General features: G+C 30.4%; 10 protein-coding genes and 1 tRNA gene. 2 read left to right on the top strand and 9 right to left on the bottom strand.

Going from position 1 to position 22955, the window contains the following annotated elements; genetic code table 11:
- Window positions 1-5: 5 nt before the first annotated feature.
- The 7 genes from IPK06_01620 to IPK06_01590 all read right to left on the bottom strand — a co-directional run bounded on the left by IPK06_01620 (window position 6) and on the right by IPK06_01590 (window position 16094).
- The gene (locus tag IPK06_01620) at window positions 6-3644 is read right to left on the bottom strand and encodes a right-handed parallel beta-helix repeat-containing protein (GenBank protein ID MBK7978714.1); all 3639 of its coding nucleotides are present in this window, start codon (window positions 3642-3644) and stop codon (window positions 6-8) included.
- A gap of 410 nt (window positions 3645-4054) precedes the next feature.
- Window positions 4055-6322, bottom strand: a complete 2268-nt coding sequence (locus tag IPK06_01615; protein MBK7978713.1) for a GH92 family glycosyl hydrolase — start codon at window positions 6320-6322, stop codon at window positions 4055-4057.
- Between the two features lie 359 nt (window positions 6323-6681).
- Entirely contained in the window at window positions 6682-8316 is a 1635-nt protein-coding gene (locus IPK06_01610; protein ID MBK7978712.1) for a hypothetical protein, read from the bottom strand.
- A gap of 39 nt (window positions 8317-8355) precedes the next feature.
- Entirely contained in the window at window positions 8356-11190 is a 2835-nt protein-coding gene (locus tag IPK06_01605) for a hypothetical protein (protein MBK7978711.1), read from the bottom strand.
- A gap of 311 nt (window positions 11191-11501) precedes the next feature.
- Entirely contained in the window at window positions 11502-13160 is a 1659-nt protein-coding gene (locus IPK06_01600; GenBank protein MBK7978710.1) for a response regulator, read from the bottom strand.
- 20 nt (window positions 13161-13180) lie between these two features.
- On the bottom strand, window positions 13181-15571 hold the full coding sequence (locus tag IPK06_01595) for a hypothetical protein (protein MBK7978709.1): 2391 nt from the start codon (window positions 15569-15571) through the stop codon (window positions 13181-13183).
- A gap of 451 nt (window positions 15572-16022) precedes the next feature.
- Window positions 16023-16094: transfer RNA gene (locus IPK06_01590), tRNA-Lys, on the bottom strand.
- Window positions 16095-16262: 168 nt separating this feature from the next.
- Between IPK06_01590 and IPK06_01585 the strand changes: the two genes are divergently transcribed.
- Complete coding sequence (locus IPK06_01585) at window positions 16263-17636, top strand: sigma-54-dependent Fis family transcriptional regulator (GenBank protein ID MBK7978708.1); 1374 nt, start codon at window positions 16263-16265, stop codon at window positions 17634-17636.
- Window positions 17633-18691 carry a hybrid sensor histidine kinase/response regulator gene (locus IPK06_01580; protein ID MBK7978707.1) on the top strand — a complete coding sequence of 353 codons (1059 nt, stop codon included), beginning with the start codon at window positions 17633-17635 and terminating at the stop codon, window positions 18689-18691. The genes IPK06_01585 and IPK06_01580 overlap by 4 nt, the downstream gene beginning before the upstream one ends.
- Here IPK06_01580 and IPK06_01575 read toward each other — a convergent pair.
- Window positions 18674-19369: a response regulator gene (locus IPK06_01575; GenBank protein ID MBK7978706.1), complete on the bottom strand. Its 696-nt coding sequence runs from the start codon at window positions 19367-19369 to the stop codon at window positions 18674-18676. The genes IPK06_01580 and IPK06_01575 overlap by 18 nt on opposite strands.
- 5 nt (window positions 19370-19374) lie before the next feature.
- Window positions 19375-22869, bottom strand: coding sequence for a response regulator (locus IPK06_01570; GenBank protein MBK7978705.1), 3495 nt, complete (start codon window positions 22867-22869; stop codon window positions 19375-19377).
- Window positions 22870-22955: the final 86 nt, after the last annotated feature.

Here is a 22955-nt window from a genome sequence, read left to right as displayed (position 1 = left end):
ATTTTTTATTTCATTGTTGAGTAAACCGCAACTCCTCTAGATGGTAATTCATCAAGGATATTTGATTGAACGTTTTTAAATTCTTTATCGTAATCTATATTAAATTTATCCTCATCTAAAATTATTTGTTCTGGATCATAAAGATGTTTTCTTAAATTAAAGTTTATTGATTCGGTAAATTTTATTTCAAACTTTTTAGCTGAATGAGAAGCATTAACTACCATTATTGATAATTCTTTTCCATTCGGCTGTGTAGCAACAATATACAAACTATCTGAATTGGTGGTCTTAAAAACTTTTGTTTCGTTTCTACCGCCTAAATATTTGCTTATCATACTAAAAGCATAAAATGCCGGGTAAGGGCTCTTAGCATTCGGCAAATTATCATGCGGCCATTTTGAAAGTCCCCATCTATGAACTCCATTGTGAAACGAATCATTTCCATCAGAATTTTCTAAAGGATCTACATATTGCTGATCCATTAATAGCCAAATCATAGAAGTTTGCGCTCCGGCTTTAATAAAAGCTGCTATACATTGAGCAATATAATTTCCATAATCAGGTTCAGTTCTTATTAATTCATTTGGGATTCCACAACCATATTCATCAATCCAAAACGGTTTACCGGTTTCGGAGATTTTATTTTTTCCCGATTCAACTATTTCCTTCCAGCCGCCATATTCTCTATCCCAGCGCGTTGCGTTATACGCGTGCCAACTATAAATATCAATCACATCATTTAGATTATGTTTCGCCCACCCAATCCACTGTGCGTTTCTTGTGCTTCCGCTATTTGGACCAACAATTTTAATTTTATCGCGTAATCCTGCTTTTTTCAATTCTTCATTTATAATTTTGCATACTTTTTCATAATAATCATTTTGAGTATAACCAACCGGAACAATTCCGGATTTATAATTTAATGGTTCGGTAAATAAAACTAAATATTTAATATTTGTATAGTTTTTAACATTTATCAATTGTTGTAATGATTCTGTAATCCATTTAGCAAAACGAGCCGGATCTTTTTCAGGATTTGGAACAATAGAATCATTATCTTTTAAATTTCCGGAATGAAAATATGTATCATTCGTGAACCACCAACCAGCTTGCAGTGCAATATCAACATTGAGTTTTTTCATTTCATCGAGCCACTTATAAAAGGCAAGCATTTTTTGGGAATTCCAATTAAAGTCATTATAAAGATTGCTCCCACAAGCCCAATCTGGTCTATACCATGTTCTGGCAATATTTAATCCCATGTTTTTTATTCTCGAAAATTCCCGTTCACGATCAGATGCACTCATTCCCTTTCTTAACTGTTCCGGCATAAACGCAAACCCATGGTATACTCCGTTCACTCCAAGAAAGTTATCCATTAGTGTTTCATTATTGTGAACAAAAAGTAATTGAGTGTCTTTATTTGCATTTGTTGGTAAATTATCAACAAAGATTCTTTTTTTTCGACCAATTTTATCAAATGGAATATTTTCGAAATCGGGTAAAATGGTAAATACTTTAGAATCATTACGAAGTTTAAAATTCATTTTTGAATAACTTTCAAATCCTGGATCGGTAAATACCGTAATGTTTTCTCCAAGATTTACCCATTCCGAAGATCCATTATGAATTTGCCCAACACCAACAAACAAATTATTTTTAATTATGTTGCGTTTTGGCAATCCAAGATTATTGGTCCAATAGTCTGATAGATTTGGATATGCATCAGAATATGGAAGCTTATCAATTCCCACTTCATTCAATCGTTTATGAAATATTCCATTATTATCCAAAAATTGTTCTTTGCCCCAATTTTGCATTCGGTTGTCAACATGGAATGCAATTGGAACGTCAACAAATATATTATTACGATAAACAATGTCATTTCCTCCTCCAATCATAACGGCAATATTTCCGGGTTTATAAAAAACATTTCCGTAAACTTCCATTCCGCATGCGCCGTCATCATGATAAACCGACATTATCGTACCTTCCTTATTTCCATTGTGATGAAAATAATTATAGCGGACAATATTTCCTCGCTCACTCGGATTTCTACCGTAATAAATGGCACCCATATCATGACCATCTGTTACAGCATCATGTATGATATTATATTCAATAAGGTGATCATTTCCATTTAAATGTATTGCCACAGCAGGACAATTATAAATTTCATTATGATCAATTACATTACCAACCCCATCAATATTAATTGCGCCACGGTATGTTTTTTCGTAGCGATTGAAATCATGAATTGAACAATTAGATACGCGATTGTTGCCTCGTTCAAGAGTTAGACGGTTTCCGCCGCCAAGTAAAATACCTCCTGAGCCTGTATTAAAAATTTCACAATTTTCAATAAGGTGATCCGAGCCGCAATTTCTATCCCAAGTTTGATTAGAATACAAGTATTCCTTAAAGTTTCCTAGTAATTTAGAAGCAGGTATTCCATTTTCATCGACACCTTTTCCTAAGCATATTGCTACAGTTCCTATATTTCTAATTGTGCAGGAATTAAATCTTATATTATTGCCTCCTTCAATATATATGCCCATTCCTCTTGTGCACTCAATAATAATATTTTCAAAACAAATATTAGCTGAATTCTCAAACGTAATTAAAGGTTTTTCCAATAATGATAGGCTTAAGTCAGATAAATCTTCATTATCATAAGGATAAAAAAATATTTTTTTATTTTTTTTATCAACAAAATATTCACCTGGAATATCGATATCCTCTTTGATATTAAACCCATAGAATGAATTGAATGATTCGCCCGAAGAAAATCCATAGAATGTTGGAAGTCCGGTTGTAATTTGTTTTTTTTCAATATCAATATTTTTTATTGGGAGCGCATCATCGGCAAATCCATAATGAAAAAAGCCTGCAATCCAAGGTTCTTCCGATGATTGCCAGCGGCTTATTCTGTTTGCTGTATATTCTATTACTGCTCCTTTATTCGAAAAATCTCCTTCACTTGGAGTTGAACCTTTTTCAATAACCCTATTATATGATATAAAACCGCTATTTGGCCAGCGCGCCAAAAAATAAGCCCTTTCTCTGCCGAATAATTCCATTTGGGTATTTGTATAAGGTCTCCCAAAACCATGCGGTTGAATTTTTCCCTCATCTATATTCAAACCCGAATAATCGATTTGCAATATATTATCTTTAACTCTTGTTATAAACCGATTGGAAATTGTTGTGTCTGTAACAAAACCAATAATGTCTTGTGGAATTTTAATTCCGCCGGAAATTCTTACTGATTCGTCTTCATACGGACGTATGTTCAAAGGCGCTTCGTCTCCAAAAACATCCCGATCATCAAATTCAATAGTTTTAGAAATATGGTAAATCCCTTTACGAAGAAAAACAGTATAAGATGCTTTTGGTGCTTTTATACGCTCAGCCCTTATTGCATCTATCGCTTTATCAATTGAAACAAAGGGCAAATCAATTGATCCAATATTATTATCAGATCCATTTGGAGATACATAAAAGTGAATTTCATTTGTTTGAGCCATTATTGAAACAGAAAGCGTCAAGAATAGAATTAGGTTATTCACTTTATTTCTTATTATCATTTCCATTACCATACCAATATAATTTAGGTTTATATTTCTATATATGCTGTTTAGCAATTTATACTCATACCTATTATTAAGTCAGCTATTTTTAATTAAAAGAAATTCATACATCAATTACTTTAATAAACCTAACTTAATTTCCTAAAAATGAATTGATATATATTTCCGTTTTATTTGTTGATGAACCGTAGAGTATTTGCTGTATCGGTGTTTGCTGATAGTAAAAGATCGACAATTTTTTAATTATAAATTCCAATTGACTGAATAGTTTACTCACCGAGAAAATAAATCACAAAACATATCATTTTATCACAAGTTAATTTCCAAATACAACTAAGCGCATAACTTTTCAACAAATTCTCTTCTCCATTGAATTAATATATTATAAAACAAACATAAGTTGTTATGAGGTTTTACTCAATATAAAGTCATGCTTTTCTATTGGAAACATTTCCATATTAAAACTATTTACTTCCCCATTCTTTATTTGGTTCTTTACCCATAACAAATACAAGCTCACCGCCATTTATTATTTCTTTGTGAGATATAAACGAACGGTTCAACGGAATACCGTTTAAAGTAGCTGATTGTATATAATAATTTTCTTTACTCAAGTTCTTGGTAATTATAACAAATTCTTTTCCGGAGTAAAATTTCCCGTTAAGTTTAAGAGTTACTTTATTAAATATCGGAGAAGAAATTTGATAAATAGGATCGCCCGGACAAACTTGGTAAAGTCCCATTGCGCTCATTGCATACCATGCAGCCATACATCCGTAATCATCGTCCATTTCTTCAAGATAGCCGTCAGGTGTGTTTTTATAAATTCTTCCGAAAATTGGTTTATCAAAAAATCCATGCGTTTTATAACGCTGCAAAATTGGTTCGGTTAGAATTTTGTAAGTCCATTTTTGCGTTAGCCAAGGAGCGCCTGCATAATTAAATAGAAAAGGTACATGAAGATCAATTTGATTTCCCGCAGTGTAAAGATCGTTATCAAATAAATAACTTAATTCTTTTACAAATTCATCATTTCCACCGAAGTTTTCTATCAAAGACGGCATATCGTGGATAACGTTCCAGCGCCAATGCCACTTAGTTCCTTCATAAGTATATTTCTCACGATTGACTGTCGGATCTTCAGGAAAATCCAGCCATGAACTGTCGGCAGCACGCGCTCTAAAAAATCTTATGGTCGGGTCCCATGTGTTACGCCAGTAATTTGCTCGTTTCATAAAATATTCATAATCTTTTTCATTACCTATTTCCTTTGCGATTTGCGCCACACACCAATTATCCCAAGAATATTCGCCGGTTTGATCCGGACGTGCGGGTATATATCCTATTTTATCATACTTTTCTCCCATTTGTACAAGAGCTTCTCTCTTGATATAAGGATAAATTGTTTTTGCATCGAGACCGCTGATACTCTTGAAATATGAATCCGTAACAACCATCAGCATATGTTCATTACGGCAATTTTCAAAGGGCATAAATCCATTTTTACCTTTTATATCAAATCCCGATCCCGGACCATGCGGAAGATGTTGGCCATCAGGTTTATCCCAATCACCTTGTTCATATATATTTATCAATGATTTAACTATATCTTGATAAACTGAAGGCAGATACAAACTATATAATGGATATTTTGTTCTAAATGAATCCCAGAATGCAAAATTACCGTAGTAATTATAACCTTCAGCAGTATGTATTTTTTCATCAAATCCCAAATAGGTTTTATTGAGATCACTAATTACCTGTGGTAAATGACAAGTTCTGTAAAGTGATGTATAAAAAATTGTCTTGTATTCCTCATTTCCTTCAACAATTATCTTACTTATAATTTCATTCCAGCTATTAAATGATTTATTTTTAATATAATTAAAATTGAAATCGGGATTTTCAATTTCAAGATTATTTTTTGCTTCTTCTATGCTGGTAAGGGAAACTCCAACTCTAACTTCAAGTGGTTCACCTTTAAGATCACCAAATTCAAGAATCAATCCACCACTAGATAATTTATTCAATGAGTTACCATGAGTAACTTCTTTTCCATTCCATATTTCTGATGATCTAACTGCGGTATTAAATTTAATAACAAAATAAATACCTTTATAACTTGCTTGAATACCTTCAATTGTTTTTGCATCTTTCATACTGCATGTTATACCATTAGAACGATCAGTATTACCTTCAAATAAAAATAATTTTGCTTTTTTTCCTTTTGTGAAAGTGTATCTATGAAAACCGGAATGTGCTGTTGCGGTTAACTCGGCTAAAATATTATCCTTCACAAGTAATGCAGAATAATAACCGGCTTTAGCTGTCTCGGTACTCTTATCAAAATCTAATATAGGATTCTTAAAGAAAGTGTCTGACGGAATTGTAACAAAAGGTAATAAAGAAATAAGTCCCGCACGATTAACAGAACGAGTTCCACCCGAGCTGCCTTTGTGTAAGTGACTAAAACCTCTAATTTGGGTATCTGAATAATCATATCCTCCATGCGCCAAATTGCCGTCGGCAGTTAAACTACCAGGATAAGTATCAGGACAAAGATTAATTAGCCCAAATGGTACATTTGCTGCGGGCAGCCATTGTCCGTGATCTCCCATTGTGCAAATAAAAGGATCAACATAATCAGCAGGAAGTTTATTTATTTCCTGTCCTAACATATCAGAAATTAAAAATAAAATTAGTAAAATAACTGAGGTTTTTATTTTAAACACTGCTAATTCCTTTAGTTAATATTTTGCATTTTACAAATCAAAAATGTATTGGATAATATACTGGAATGTATAAGATTTCTTTCGCTGAATATTGAATTAGTTATGCAGCTTAATACTCTGCATTGCGTTTTTGCAATTAAAATTATTTTCATATTAAAGCTGCTTATACCTGTGTATGGTTAATAATTCACTTATTCGAAATGAAGAATTACATTAACACAACCATAAAAATAATCATACCATATATCAAACTTAAAAATTATTCGTATTCTTATTTTAGCAAATTAACTTATATATACTAATATTATTAATAGACATTTTTTTATATTGTAAAATCAAAAAATACTATTCAAAATATTTTAATATAACCATTTTGCAGGAAGTTCATCTTTAGGTGTTATTTCTAAAATATAATTACTTAATTTCTTTATCAGTTCAATGTCATTAATTTCTCGCCAGCCATGACCTTTAAGCGGACGTCCATATTCAAATGATCCATTGTAATAAGGGAATTTTTCATTTTCTAAAAATTCTTCCATTTTGTATGTGCCTAAATTAAGATACCAGCCATCCATGTCACCGCAACTGAAGTGTAATTTACCAACGAGTTTTGGACCCAGCCAATTCCAATTTTTTACCATATAATATTTTAGATCGTAGTTATTATTTTTCATATATTCGACAACACTTTTATCAATTATTCCATTACTTGCATCCCATAAAGGTTTTGGATAGCCGTCATTACCAACCGGACCGAAAACCGCTTCCCAAATAGCGAGCTGTTCACCCGATCTTCTTTTGCTACCTAAAACACTTTCATATCTGCTAACTTCTCTATATGTTATTTTAGGCTGACCAATATTAGTTCGCTTCATCGGGCGATCTGCACTTCTCCAATCTGATAATTTAACCAAAAAAGCGTTTTCATCTTCATATAAATTTATTAAACCATACTGGGAAAAATCAATTGGATCCGGATAAAATACCCAAGTCCCGCCAAAAAAATCTGGATGATAAACTTGAAGTGCCAAAGCTTCCCAACCACCTGTAGAACCTCCTGATAAAATTCGTGCATAGGGTTTTCGAATGATTCTAAATTCGCTTTCAATTTCAGGAATTAATTCTGATAATATCGCATCTCCAAACGGACCATTGTTTGCGGAATTCACAGCGTATGAATCATCATAATAGGGTGTTGGGTGCTGAAATAAAACGCATATAAGTCTTGGAAAATTTTCCGAAATCCAAGTCTTATAAAATTCGTAACCTTCATTTTCTTTTTCATCATTATTTGTTGTAAAATTATATAAAGGATCAAGACTAAAATGACTTTGAATATAATGTACCGGATATTCAACTTCAGGGTGTTCGTAATAACCTTTTGGTAAAAGTATTGTAGCACCTAAATAAAATGGATGCCCCCAAAATTTTGTTAAAATTTCACTTTTAATTTTTATTCTTTTTATCCACTCTGTATCTTCGGGAATTTCAATTTGAGGAATTACTTTATTTAAAACGAGATTTTCGATTATATCTATTGATTTGTTAAAGTGAATCTTTAATACACTGCTGTAGAAATTTCCAGGGGATATTTTAAAGTCTTGCCCTTCCCATTGATCCATATGAGCCCATATTGTATGCCCATCGGACCTGCTGAATTTAGTGTATAAATTAAACATTGCTTGAACGTAATAATCTCCACTTTCTATGTCCTTAATGCTCTCTAATGGAAAACCCAAAATTTTTTCATTAAAGATGACTTGAGAATCAGGAGATATTTGTTCTACGTCAATTCCAAAAATTTGTGTCTCATTTTTCTGAAGTCTAGGTTCGACTTCATTTGTTTCTGAAATGATCAAAAATACTCGACCGGTAAGTTTTGTAGTAGCAATTGATTCATCAAATGTAATTTCAAATTGCTTTGTCTGTGAAAAGAAATTGTTACTAAAAAAAAGGGGAAACAATAATGCAATAATAATTTTTAATTGATACATAATTTTATAGTTCCTAATAAATTAAACACGTTATATTCTTTATTGTATTAATACCTTTAGAATACCAGTGTCTTCATTTTCAAAATTTATATCAATTGATAATGTTCCGTTTGTTATTACATTGCATTTAATTTCTTTATTTTTCCATTTAACAATATAATTAAAATTAGGATTCATACAAGCAATTACAGAAGACACATCATTTTTAGAACCGTAATTTTTAAGCGTTACCGATAATTCCGAAAAATCATCGGACCATTTTTTGTTATCAATCCAAATATCAAAACCGGCAGTGAAATTACCGGGAATAAAATATGCGGAATACCAAAGCAATAACGGCGATGATAATCCGCCAAACTCATGCCAGCCGGCTCCTCTCCCAGTATTAATTATAAAATGTTCCATTGAATTATAAGTTGCTTCCGTTTCTACTTTCCATAAGTTAAGAGCTGTTATAGCAATTTTATACGCAAAATCTGATTCCGCGAGATCTAACATTGTTTTCCAAAAAAACCATTGATGCGGTATCCAAACAGTTCCATTCCAATACCCGTCAATTCTATAATATGGAGCGGATTGATCAACTGCTGACAATCCAATTTTTGACCAAAGTTGTTTTTCTGATTTTAACGATTCTGTAAGTTTTTCGATTTGCATATTATCACAAATTCCGGATACAAGAGGATAGGCTCCGTCCAATCCCATATTAAAATTAGTTCCATCTTCATATTTTAAAAATTTTGATGGATTACCATTTGAGTCATGAATGACATAACTAAAATAACCGGATTCATTATCCCAAGAATTTTCCTGAAGAGCTTTACTAAATTTATCAATATCTGAATTGTATGATTCAATATCATCAGTTTTGCCTAAATAATCTGCTGCCATTTTTAATATTTTTGCAGTTCTTATTGCGTGTGCTGTATTTATGACGGGAGTAACTGTTTTTTCTAATAAATTATCATGTGTAAATTTTTGAGGCGGATAATCATCCCAACCGCCGGAGTTATAAAAATAGTCCCATGTTTTGAGTAGATTTGAATTTAGCGAATTTGTTGTAGAACTTCCTAACCGACCAGCTAAAAATTCATGATATTGTTTTAATCTAGGATAAAAATATTCCAGCATTTCTTTTGATTGTGTTTTATTCCAAAGCTCAAGAAAGAGATAAAATTGTACTGGAACCGGTGAACCGTGATGAATAAATGCAGATTGTGATCCGTAAGGCAGCAAATAAGCATTTAAATTTTCAACTGCTTTTTGAACGTTGGATTGTAAAAGTCCTAATCCGATAAATCCTGAATCCCATGTATATAAGCAATCCCACCATCTTCCCGGGGCACTATGTTTAATATATTCCTTTTGAGTATAAACCGGATAAACAACATTTGAGTTCAAAGTAGCATTTAATTTTTCAATACTAAATTTATATTTCTCACCTTCCGGTTTTGAAGAAAAATTTGTTAAGCTTGATTTAGCATTTAAATATATTTCCTCATATTTTGGTCTGGCATTATAAAATAAATTTAAAGTGTTAAATACTTCTTCTTGGTTTCCGGAACAAACGGCTCCATATATATTTTTACTGGAATGTGGTTCAAGTTCAATAGGCTTTATAAAAATATTTGTAAAATGACCTTCTCCTTCTCCTTCAAATGACATTGCGACATGTTCATTTGCCATTTGTTTAAAATAATCCCCAATATCTCGTCCGAACCATTGTCTTATATCATAAATATCCGACTGCCAAATTATTCCATAGTATAAATCCACATCATCATATTTTAAAATTATTGAATTTTTAACTGGACCCGAAATAATTTTTGGCACCGGATTCCATATTTTTTGATCAATTTTAATTTCATCTATTGTTTCCGATTCTATAATTGAGAACCCATCTATTTCAATTTCATTACCTCCATTAGAAGTTATATTTAATTCATATTCTCCGGCATTTTTATTTCCAATATTTATAAATACATTTGAAAAATTATCAATAGAATTTGAATTAGATAAATCTTTTGTTGTATTATGAGCTCCGGAAATATTCATTTTTTCAAAATTTATATTAGATTTTAACGAATAATTTCCCTTAAGAGTAATATTCTTTTCTAAAATGCCTGTAGTTTGCAGAGTTAATTCTTTTTCTAATGATAATCTATAACGAATATAAAGAACTGCATTTTTATATGGATGTTCCAATAGAAATTTATACGAAACAAAATCTCCTTTATCTTTGCCAAATCCGTTTCCTATTCCTGAACCATTCACAAAACCACTTGCTCTAATTTCACCGCGCATCTTACCGTCATATACAAGATTATCTTGTGGTCTGGGATTTGCGTAATCTAAAACTTTATAATCTATTGCATCAATCCATTTACTTCCGCTTGGCAGCGAAATAACGGCGGGACACAAAGATGTATAAGGACTATATTCCTTAAGCGGTGGGAAATTTATTGAAGCCATGAAATGAACTGCAAGATTTTGATTTAATTCGGTATTATTTACGCATTCAATTCTTATTAACCTTGCGTTTTCTAAATATTTTGAATATGAAATATCAGTATATACTTTATCCTTCCATTCTAGTTCATGTCTAAAACAGAAATACTCAAAATTAGAAGAAGTTTCCCATGGATGGTAATTATTTTCAAATAATACATTTGGTACTTCAACTTTTCTTCTGTAAAATCCCGGGAATACGCTAAGATCAAAACGAATTCCACTTTCTTTTTTTGGTATATGCGATATGCCTATGTATCTTTTGGTATATGGACCCCAATCAGGAAGGCTTAAATCATGACTGTTATTAAGCTTATCAAAATCAAAGTAATTTTGAGCAAAATTATTGTTAAAAATTAAAAACATAATAAACATTATTTGGAATAAACATTTAATTTTTTTTTGTAGGATCATTTAATTCTCCCTTACAGGATTCCATACTAATTGGTGAAAACTTTTTATAATTAATTATTATAGCAAAAAGATTTATTGTTTGTCTGTCAATAAATAGTTTTATAATTTAAATTTAGTTCAAATGCGGTGAGATTACTTGTCTAATTGTTAATTTCTTAGGTATCTAAGTAAAAGGGATAAAAATGTTATTAAATAAATTTCAGTAAAATTAAGCTTTAACAGCAATCAAAAATTTTATCTTAATTTTTATTCATTTTTGCAATTTATTTCTTATTGTGCTCATTCATATAAGATTTGGGTGATTGTCCAAATTGCTTTTTAAATAATTTGCTAAAATGAGAAGGATCTTTAAAACCAACATCGTATGTAATTTCTGTTACAGTTTTACCTGATTCTCTTAATAATTGCGCGGCTCGTTTTAATTTAATTAGAAATATAAATTCTTGAACCGAATGATTTGTTAACGTTTTTAATTTGCTGTAAAGCGATACTCTGCTCATTCCAATTAGTTGACTAAACTTTTCTACACTGAATTCAGAATCATCAATATTTTCTTCAATTATGTTAATAGCATTTTTAATAAATTTTTCATCGAATGAAGTAATTTGAATATCCGATGGTTTTAAGTCTAATGTTCTAGCAAATTGCTCCTTAAATTTCCTTCTAGAATCTATAATATTATTTATTCTTAGTCTAAGTTCATCAATGTAAAATGGTTTAGTTATATAATCATCGGCGCCGGTTTCCAATCCTTCAATTTTTGATTCCATTGAAGATTTTGCGGTTAGTAAAATAACAGCGATGTGACTTGTTCTTTCATCTGTTTTTATTTTCTTACAAAATTGAATTCCGTCAGTATGCGGCATCATAATATCACTTAATATCAATTCAGGAGTTTCATTTAATGCAATATCAAAACCTTGATTTCCATTAGACGCTTCAAGAATATTGTAATCATTCTGCAGCTCTTCATTAATATAAGATCTCATATCATCATTATCTTCAACAATAAGAATTTTGCACTTGTCTGCATGCTCAGAATAATTTTCTGATAATTCTTGCAATTTACCATCACTTTTATGTTCATTTAAGAAAGTAGTGTTTGATTCAGATGTAGGTGTTTCATCAGAAATAAATTTTTCGCCTAACATTTCTTCAATAAGAAACGGAATTAAAATAGTAAAAGATGTTCCTTTATCTTCAATACTTTCAACGCTTATTTCTCCAAAATGTACATTAACTAATTCTTTAGTAACTGAAAGACCTATTCCGGTTCCACCGACTGATGTATGTTTTTTATCTTGAACTTGATAAAACCTTTTAAAAATCTTTTCAATATTACTTTTTGATATCCCAATTCCTGTATCGGAAATAATGATTTGCAGCCAGTTATCAAATTTTATTTTCTTATCTGCAAAACTAACTTTTTTAATTTTCTTAGAAGAAATTTTATTTATTATAACTTTAATACTTCCGTTGGCCGGCGTAAACTTTACCGCGTTAGAGATTAAATTAAAAATTATTTTTTCAATCTTATCGTGGTCAAATAATAGGTTCAAGCTATCTGTGTATGGTTCAAAAGTTAAATTAATGTTTTTTGATTTAACAGCTTCAAGAAATACAAATACTTCCTCTTTTAAAAAATCAATTATGTCTCCAAATTCAGGATTAAATTTTAGCTGCTTTGCTTCCATTTTTCTAAAATCAAGTATTTGATTAACTAACCTAAGCAATCTGTTCGTATTTCTATTTATTCTGTTAAGCGGGCCTCTTAGTTCATCTGATAATTGTGGAGAATCTAAAACTTTTAATAAGGGACCGGTAATAAGTGTTAATGGTGTTCTTAATTCATGAGATATATTTGCAAAGAGTTTAACTTTTGTTTCAGATATTTCTTTAATTATTTTATTTCTATGGTACAAGTAAATAATGAAAAATGAGATTATGGATAAAAAAGAAAAATTAAAAAAATAAACCAAGTCTGCTTCCAAACCGGTGGAATAACATAAAAAGTAATTGCGGCAGGAGTTAAATCAACATTAAAATCTGAATCTCTAGCTTTTACTTGAAAAATATGATTGCCATTATCTAAAGCTAAAAATATATTATTGGTTTTCTTCCCGAATTGCGACCATTTGTTATTATCAATTCTATATGAATAATCTAACAAGGAACTGGATGTTGATTTCCATGGATCTGTTCCGGACCACGAAATAATTACATTTCCGGGTTGAGAGATTTTTTCAAGATAAAATGTCACTTTTGTATCTGGTGCTATATTATCCGGAAAATGTTTTATTGTTTTAAATTTCTCACGCAAGTTAGAAGAAATTTTTTCTTTGTATAATGCTTGTCTATACCAAATTGGAGGATTTTGATTTATCCACAGACTTCCATCTTTTGTCCTGTGAATTGAAATACCATCTCTTGCAATTTTAAAGTAATTGGAAAACACACCCTTTGTCCAGTTATTTCCATCATAATGCAATATATCTTTGTCTGTAACTATCCAAACGCTATTATCATTTTCTGCAAAAATATATACAATTGTATTGCTCGAAAGTCCATTTTCTACGGTAAATCTTTGCCAAGTATTTTCATTATTATTAAACCTGTAAACTCCTTCTGTTCTTGTCCCAACCCAAAGGTCTCCATTTGGTGTTATATCAAGACAATCAATAAAACTTTCTTGTAATCTTTTTGGTTTACTAATCCTATCCCACGATCTTTTTTTGCTATAGGTATATAACCCCAACTGACCAGTCCAAATAGTACTGTCATTAGTTTGTCCAATTCCATAAACGCCAGTCAATTCCAATTTTTTATTTGGGAAATGGTATTCATATTCAATATGGCTGTAATTATTTAATTCAGGTTTTATATACCTAACTAATCCACCTTTCTGACCTTTATCGGTATTAATATCAGACGAAGAACCAAACCATAATGAACCATCATGTGCTTCAAAAGCAGCTCTACGATCAATGCTCCAACCTAGACTAGGTAAAAGCTGTTTTTCCCATTTTGTTCCATTAAAAAAAGACGTAGCACAAATTCTATTATGGCTTCCGGCGGCCCAAACGTGACCATCTTTTGTAGTTATTAAAATTAAAGGAAAATCAATAACACCATCTATTGATTCAAATTTTTGCCACTTTTTTGTTATAGTATTATATCTTACAATTTTTCCTTCAAATGAGATAAACCAATAATTATTATCATTGTCTTCCGTTTGAAAATTAAGACCAATAAAAGTTTCCCAATTATATTTTGATAGATCTATTTTCCATACTTCATTATTTAACCCTATTATCCATAAACCTTTGTCACGTGATTGATAAAGTATTAATCTATTTGATGCAAAAGGAAGATTCGGGCTCTCATACATTTTCCAATCTAACATTTCACCAATAAAAATTCTTCCAATACCGCCAATGCAGATTTTTCCATCATTTAGTTCAATAATATCTGAAAATAAATCGTCAAATTGATACTTATCTTTAAATCTTACATGAATCCACTTTTTATCTTTATAAATATTAATTCCACCGTCATTTTCACTGCTCGCCACATAAATATTTCCATTTCTTTTTATTTTTATCAATGGAAGTCTAAACTTTATATAATTTGGTTGGTTATCTATTCTTAGCCAAGTTGCAGAGGAATTTTGGAGATCACATTCAGGGCAGAATTTATAGACTTTCCCATCCCTTAAACCAAACAAAATGTTACCGTTAAGGTCTTCAGCAATACTGTAAATATCAAATAAATTTGATTTATCAACTTTTTTTAAATCCGAAATAATTTTTTCATTACTATATAATGCTATTTTATTATCCTTAATTCTAATCGCGCCTTGCTTGGTTCCAATCCAAATGCTGTGATCTGATCCTTCAATTATAGGAATTCTATTATATGGATAAACAATTGGATCACCAAAATCTAAGTCAATATTAATTTTACTCCATTTGTTTTCACTGTAAATGTAAATACCTTGTGTAGAACCTGCATAAATAGTTCCGGAACTAGATGCGAATAAGGTAACAATTGAAAAATCTATTGAATCCGTACCAATTTTAAATAATCTCCAAGAAAGTCCGTCATATCTGTAAACTCCACCTGAAACGCCAAACCATAAGTTGCCATTTTTCTCTTCAACCATAGATCTGCAACCTTTTCCAACCAATTCCGGAAAAGTTTGCCATCGCCATTTTTCATTAAAGGGATTTTCATTTTGAGGTTTATAAGTATTAAAATCACTTCCGTAAGTAAAATTAATAAGTAAAAAAAAGCAGATAAATAACGGCAAAACAGATATTTTATAAAAATCCATTTTTTGAATGATTATTTCAAAAATATTTTTCATTATTAAACATAAAATTAAGTTTTTATAAAATACTTCAAAAGTTTTTAAATTATTTTATTAATAACGTAGTATTGTTATAATGATAAATAATTTTTGTACTAATATAATGTTTATCAATTTGGTATTATGGAATAAATTGGTATGAGTTGTAATTATTAAAAGGACAATGAACAGAATAAATAATATTTTAGAGATTATATTTAATTGTATTTACTGAAATCAAATATTTTTTTTTCGGTTAAAAATAACAATCCGTTAGAAAGACAAAATATATTCTTAAAATCTATATTCAAAAAATCACTTTATCAGAAATTTTTTATCAAGAATATTCTAGGACTACTACGATTTCAACTACGTTGGGCTTTTCTTTAAAATAAAAAATCCTTATAAGTTATTATCTTATAAGGATTTATGGGAGTGAGCGCGGGTGGTCTCGAACCACCGACCCTCTGCTTAAAAGGCAGATGCTCTACCACTGAGCTACGCGCCCAAATTTTAAGACTCCAAATTTACCTATAATTCTTAATTATTTCCATTTTTTTTTCAAAATTTTTATAAAAATAATCGGTAAAAAATATCATTTTGATTTCGACAATATAGTTATAATAATTATTCCAAAAAAATCTTTACAGAATGGAATTTTCCATTTAATTAATAGATGGTTTTTCATCTTTTAATTTTAATTATGAATAAAAATAATAAAATTTTAATTGCAGATGACGATGAAACTCTTTGTTATTTGCTCAAAGAAGAGTTAATCAGTCAAGGTTATTCTGTTGATATTGTTTACGATGGAAAATTTGCAATTGAAAAACTGAAGGAAAAAGATTACGACATACTTTTGCTTGATTTAGAAATGCAGTTTATTTCTGGCGAAAAAGTGTTAAAATTTGCAAATGAAAATAAACCAAGATTGCAAATTATTGTTCTTACCGCTCAATCGGATGTCCGTACTGCAATTGAATGTATGAAACTTGGAGCGTTCGATTTTCTAAATAAGCCATACGATTTTCAGCAATTATTAATAACAATTGAAAGAGCCTTAAAGCACCGAGAACTGCTCGAAAAAAATACAATTCTTACCAATAAAGTAGAAAAATACAGCAGTATAAACATTGTAGGAAATAGTAAAAGCATAAAGGAAGTGATTTATCTTGCGGAACGTGCTGCTCTTTCCGATTCCAATATTTTGCTTGAAGGTGAAACCGGAACCGGAAAGGAACTGTTTGCCGAATTTATTCATCAAAATTCCTTACGAAACCAAAAGCCCCTTGTCGCCATAAATTGCGCATCTTTACCGGATCAATTAATGGAAAGTGAACTTTTCGGATATGAAAAGGGAGCTTTTACGGATGCTAAAACTTCCAAACCTGGTTTAGTTGAAATTGCCGACGGCGGTACTCTCTTTCTTGATGAAATTGGTGAATTGAGTTTAACGTTACAGCCGAAAATTTTAAGATTTTTAGAAAACGGTGAATTTAGAAGAATAGGTGGAATCACAAATCATTCTTCAAATATTAGAATTATTGCCGCAACAAATAGAAATTTAATGGAGTTTGCCGAGGAAAAAAAATTCAGAAGAGATTTGTTATTCAGACTTAACGTAATAACTCTGACAATTCCGCCATTGGTGGAAAGGGAAAACGACGTTCTTGTTCTTTCAGAATACTTTCTAAAAAGAAAATGTTCTATCAACTCACCAAAAGTTCTTTCAAATGAAGCAAGATTTGTGCTTCAGAATTATGAATTCCCCGGCAATGTAAGAGAGTTAGAGCATATGATTGAACGAGCAATTATTTTTGCTGATGGAAGTGTTATTGAAATAAAAGATTTAAATCTTCCCACATTTACGGCAAAGACTTCCGAGATGACTGACAGCGATAATACAATTATGAATTTGGAAGATGTCGAAAAATTTCATATTCAAAAAGCTTTAAAAATGAATAGTTGGAACAGAGAAAATACAGCAAGAATGTTAGGCATTAGTCAAAAAACACTTTATACAAAAATTAAAAAATATAGTTTAAAATGAATGGCGAAAACAGCCATACTTTAAAGCCATCTTTATCATCAAATAACACCAAAGCCGATCTGCAAAAGGTTAAGCACGATCTTAGCAATATTTTAAATAATATTTTATCCGCGGTGGATCTTTTAAGCGATGAGACGAATAAAAACGGCAAATCCGCATTGTTAATTAAAAGTATTAAGAAAAATACAATTCTTGCATCAAGTTTGATTTCGTCATTTTCGAATACACAAAACAGCTATAAGGAAATTTTAAGTCTCGCAAAAGTCGTTCAAGAAGCAATTGAACTTTTTCAGATCGAAACACATCAGAGAAATATAATCTTTATAAACAATGCAAAGAATGATTGCATAATGGGAAATATTCTCGATATTAATAGAATTATTTTGAACTTAGTAAAAAATTCAATTGAAGCGGACGGCAATGCACAAATTACGATTGAGCTGAATAATTATGATCAGGACTTAATTGAAATTTCTATCAACGACAGCGGTCCGGGAATACATCCTGATAATTTAGATAATATTTTTGATCTTGGTTTTTCATCGAAAAAAAATGAAAATATGGATCACGGTTATGGATTATCAATTGTAAAAGAGCTTGTACACGAACTTTCCGGCAGCATATCCGTAAATTCACAATTGGATAAAGGCACTTCATTTAAAATCATTTTCCCGTTAAAGAAAACGATAAAGCATTCAAAGATTTTTTATGATAAAACGATTATTATCGGTGAAGATGATCCGTTCCAAATGGAAGTTCTGAAAGATCTTTTGTCATCATTAGGTATAAAAATTTTTTCCGCTTCCAATGGAATTGAAATACTAACCTTGCTTAAAAGTGTAAAACCTGACTTGATTATAATTGATAAATTTATGCCTGTTATGGATGGAATAGAATGCATAAAAAATATAAAAAGGAACGAAATGCATTTTCCAATAATTTTAACATCGGGCAGCGACTTGGAAAAAATTAAAGATGAAATTAATGTTGAAGAAATTTTATTAAAACCGTACAGTTTTGAAAGTGTACAAAATATTTTAGAGCGTTTGCTCTGATTCTACATTTGCCTCTTCGCCAATCTTAAATTTGTTTGCCTTTAAATTTTCTAAATATTTTTTTACTTCGGGTTCTTTAATATTTAACATTGATTTCATAAAATGAAGAATATCTTTTACCGCGTTTTCAATAAATTCAACTCGTTTTAATGCAGAATTCTTATTGAATGAATCCGCTTCCAGTTCTCTTTTTAAAGCAGTTACCGATAAATTAATAAGTGTAAGCGGCTGCTTGATTTCATGATTTGTCTTTTTAACGGTCGCCGAAAAAGTATTTATTTTTTCAAGTTCAATGTATAATTTGTTTGTTTCATTAAACCTTAAGGCGGCTTTTACTCTCGCCAGCAATTCAATTCTGTTAAACGGTTTTTGTATATAATCAAAAGCCCCTGCTTCAAATCCTTTTTCAATATCAGAATATGAATTAAGCGCGGTTACCAAAATTATAGGAATTGAATTTATTTCTTTATTTTCCTTTAATAATTTGCAGACTTCAAATCCATCAATATCTGGCATCATAACGTCGAGCAAAATTAAATCGGGATTTTCAGTTTCGGCTTTTCTAATTGCTGATTTTCCATCATAAGCTTTAATAACGTTAAAACCTTCTTTATTAAGTCTGTCTTCAAGAAGGAAAACATTATCAGGTTGATCATCTACAACTAATATTTTAAATATTTTTATCATGCAGTTAGTTTGAAAATATTCTTTAATCTTTTTTCAATTTGACTTGTATTAATAGGTTTAGTAAACAATCCGTTAAATCCGTTCTTTTCAATAATTTCTCTATCCGTAAGCATTGCGTATGCTGTTAATGCAAAAACTCTAAGTGATTTTGTCGCCGGATTATTTCTAATTTTTTTAACGGTTTGAAATCCGTCCATTTTCGGCATCATAATATCTAACAAAACAATATCGGGTTTTTCATTTTCTAATATTTCAAGACATTCAAAACCATCTTTAGCATAAATCGGATTATACCCGAGAGATTTTACAATTTCGCCTATTGTAAAGCGCGCGTCTTTATCGTCATCCACAATTAATATATTGAATGAATCAAAATATTTTCTTTCTTTAGCTATGTTTTTTTCATCAGCCGTCGATATTTCAATTTTATCGTTTTGAGTCGTTTTAAATAGTGTCGAATCTATTAGCTCAATTCGATCTTTAATGATTTTTAAAACATCAAGTGGATGGTGCTGAGCAATTAAAGTTGTTTCAAATAATTTATTATTAATTTCCTGAACTTCATTTTCATCTTCAATTTTTTTAATGTACGAAACCAGCGGAATGTTTTTTGAATAAACATCTTCCTGAATTTCATCCAGTATTTGAAACGAATTAAAAGTACGGCAGAATTGATCAATTATTATTAAGTCCGGTTCAAATCTTTTTATTTGTGAAGAAATTGAGTTATTCGCTTTTGCCTGATATATTTTTAATTCATATGGTAAAAGTTCATTTTCGATTTTTTCGAATGAAACATCATCGTTTATAAAAAGTATTTTTCTGAACTTTATGCTTTGTTTTTTTTCAATATTATCAACGGTTTTAATTATACTTGATTTAGAGATTTCATTTGTGATAAAATCATAAATATTAAACCCGAGTCCGCAATTAGCTTCTTCGTCCATATTAACCAAAATTATTGGAATGCCGTAAGTGCTCTCGTTCTCTTTAATTTTAGTAAGCAGTTCCCAGCCGTTTATGTTTTTCTGAAGAATATCGAGAATGATTACGTCTGCTTTTAGAGCGGCTATTGTTTGAATTTCTTCTTCATTTATATCAGGTATTTCAACGTTGATATTGTTTGATCTAAGATAATCTCCAATAAGTTTTATCGAATCCTCGCCATCGGATAGAATTACAGCGTTGAATTTCTTTTCGTTTTTGCTTTCGCTTAACTGAATTTCTTTTTTGATTTTATCTTTAACAATATTGGGAATTTCAACAATAAAGGTGGAACCTTTTGCAAGTTCTGAATTAACCGATATTTTTCCTTTTAAAAGATTGGTATATTTTTTACAAATTGCCAAGCCCAAGCCTGTGCCGCTGAACATTCTATTTAAACTCGCGTCGGCTTGTCTAAATTCTTCAAAAATAATTTTCTTATCATTGTCGGAAATTCCAGGACCGCTGTCTTCAACTTCAATTTTAAAATTATTTTCAATAACATCAACTTTAAGGTTTACAAATCCTTCCTTAGTAAATTTTGCGGCATTCCCAACGAGATTATAAATTATTTGTTCAATTTTTTTAATGTCGGTTCTTATGAGGTAATCATATTTATTGGGTATGGAGACATTGAAATTTATTTCTCTTTCCAAAAATATTGGTGAAATAAAAACGGTTACCTCATTAATGAATTCACTTAATAAAATTTCGTTTTCGGTTATATTGGTATTACCTGATTCCAATTTTGAAAATTCAAGAATGTTTTCAATTAGATTTAAGAGTTTTTTACCGTTTCGTAAAACTACATTTAGTCTTTCTTTAGTTTTCCCGTCGGTATTTGTATCCTTAAGAATAAGTTCCGTTAAGCCGAGTATAGAATTTTGAGGCGTTCTAAGCTCATGCGACATATTTGCAAGGAACTGCGATTTCAGTTTGGCAGATTCTACAGCTCTTTCTTTTTGAATTTCTAATTCTTCTTTTCCCTTTTTAAGTTTATCATGAAGTTCTAATAATTCTTTATTTTTTTCGGTAATTTCCAAATTCTGTTTTTGATAAGCATTATTCAACTGCTGAAGTTCATCTACCAATTTTTGAAGTTTGCTGAACGCTTTGCCGTTGGCTATTCCAATTGATAATTGATCTTTTATCTTTTCAAAATATTCTTTTATATTTTGTAGAGGCTTATTTACCGAAGCTAGTTCCAGTATTGCAATAACTTCATAATTATATGTAATTGGAAGAATATAGAGATAATTTATTTTTAACTCTGTTAATCCAGTTCTTACAATCGGATGATTATTTGTAAACTCAATATCTATAATTTCTTTGTTTTCAATTGATCTTTTATAAAAACTTGAATCATATATTACTTTATCTCCTAAATGCGGAATTCCGTAAATAGACAAAGGACAAAGCAAATTATTTTCAAGAAGATATATTCCGCCAATATCAACACCGGTTGAAAAAATAATCTTCTCAATTGTAACGTCGCCAATTTCATTTAAAGTCGGTTTTTTATTTATCAAAGAAATGAATTCCGTATATTCTTTCTCAGAATCATCTCTTTTCTTTATTTCCTCAAGCATGTCGTTGAAAGCGTTTCCCAAAGTTCCAATTTCATCTTGGGATATTATTTTAACTCTTTCATCAAGCTTTCCTTTTGCAATTAATTTTAAACTGTTAGAAATGTAATCCAATTGTTTTCTAAATTTTGTAGTGAATAAAAATAGAAACACAATTGTTAAGAAAATTCCAGATAAAACAATAATAAATGTAACCATGTTCATTGTTTTACTAAATGCGGTAACTTCATTTGAAATTGAAAAAACTATAAAGTCGAGCTTATTTCCAAAATGATTGAAAGCCGCCGGTGAGTAGTGCGTTATAAAAATATCCCCATCATTTACATCGACTTCAAATAATTCAAAGTTACCTTTATTGCTTAGTTCTCTTGCGGCTTTGCTTAAATAAGGAAGATAGACTTCATGTTTTTGATTTTCAGATAACAATGAAATTACGCCATTGTCGACAAATGCAACTTCCGACCTAATTTTTTCCGAAAGTTTGGACAATAAAGCATGATTAATAATTTTTCCGTAATAAATATATTTGTTATTTATTTTTTTTTGGCGGATAATTAAATTTCTATTTAGTTCATTAAATTGTTCTAATGAATGAACATCTGTATAAATTCTTACATTTGGTCTTACGTAAATATCAGCGGAGGATAATTCTTTTTTTTGATTAAGGTAAAAGAAAAAATCAATGTCAGAATTTGTAAGGGTCGAATTTTCCCTATTATAATTTTCTTGAAAATCACCGTCTATGTCATCTACAACTTGCTGGAATGTAAAAATAAAATCGTTGGCTGAATTTATTAAATTTTTCGACTGTTGTTTAAGTAAAAATTCTTTAGTTAGTGTATGATATATAAATGCCGAAGTAACGGATACTGATGCTATAATTGTAAATGTAAGTAACAGCAGTTTTGCATTTATTTTCATTTTTATGAAGGGTTTCGTTAATACAATGAATATTAACAAAATTACCCAACATTGAATTTCAATATTGGGTAATTAATTTTTATATA

The sequence above is a fragment of the Ignavibacteriota bacterium genome (assembly GCA_016713565.1).
Lineage (GTDB): Bacteria > Bacteroidota > Ignavibacteria > Ignavibacteriales > Melioribacteraceae.
The sequence above is the reverse complement of the archived record's forward strand: the minus strand, read 5'-3'. Positions and strand labels throughout refer to the sequence as shown.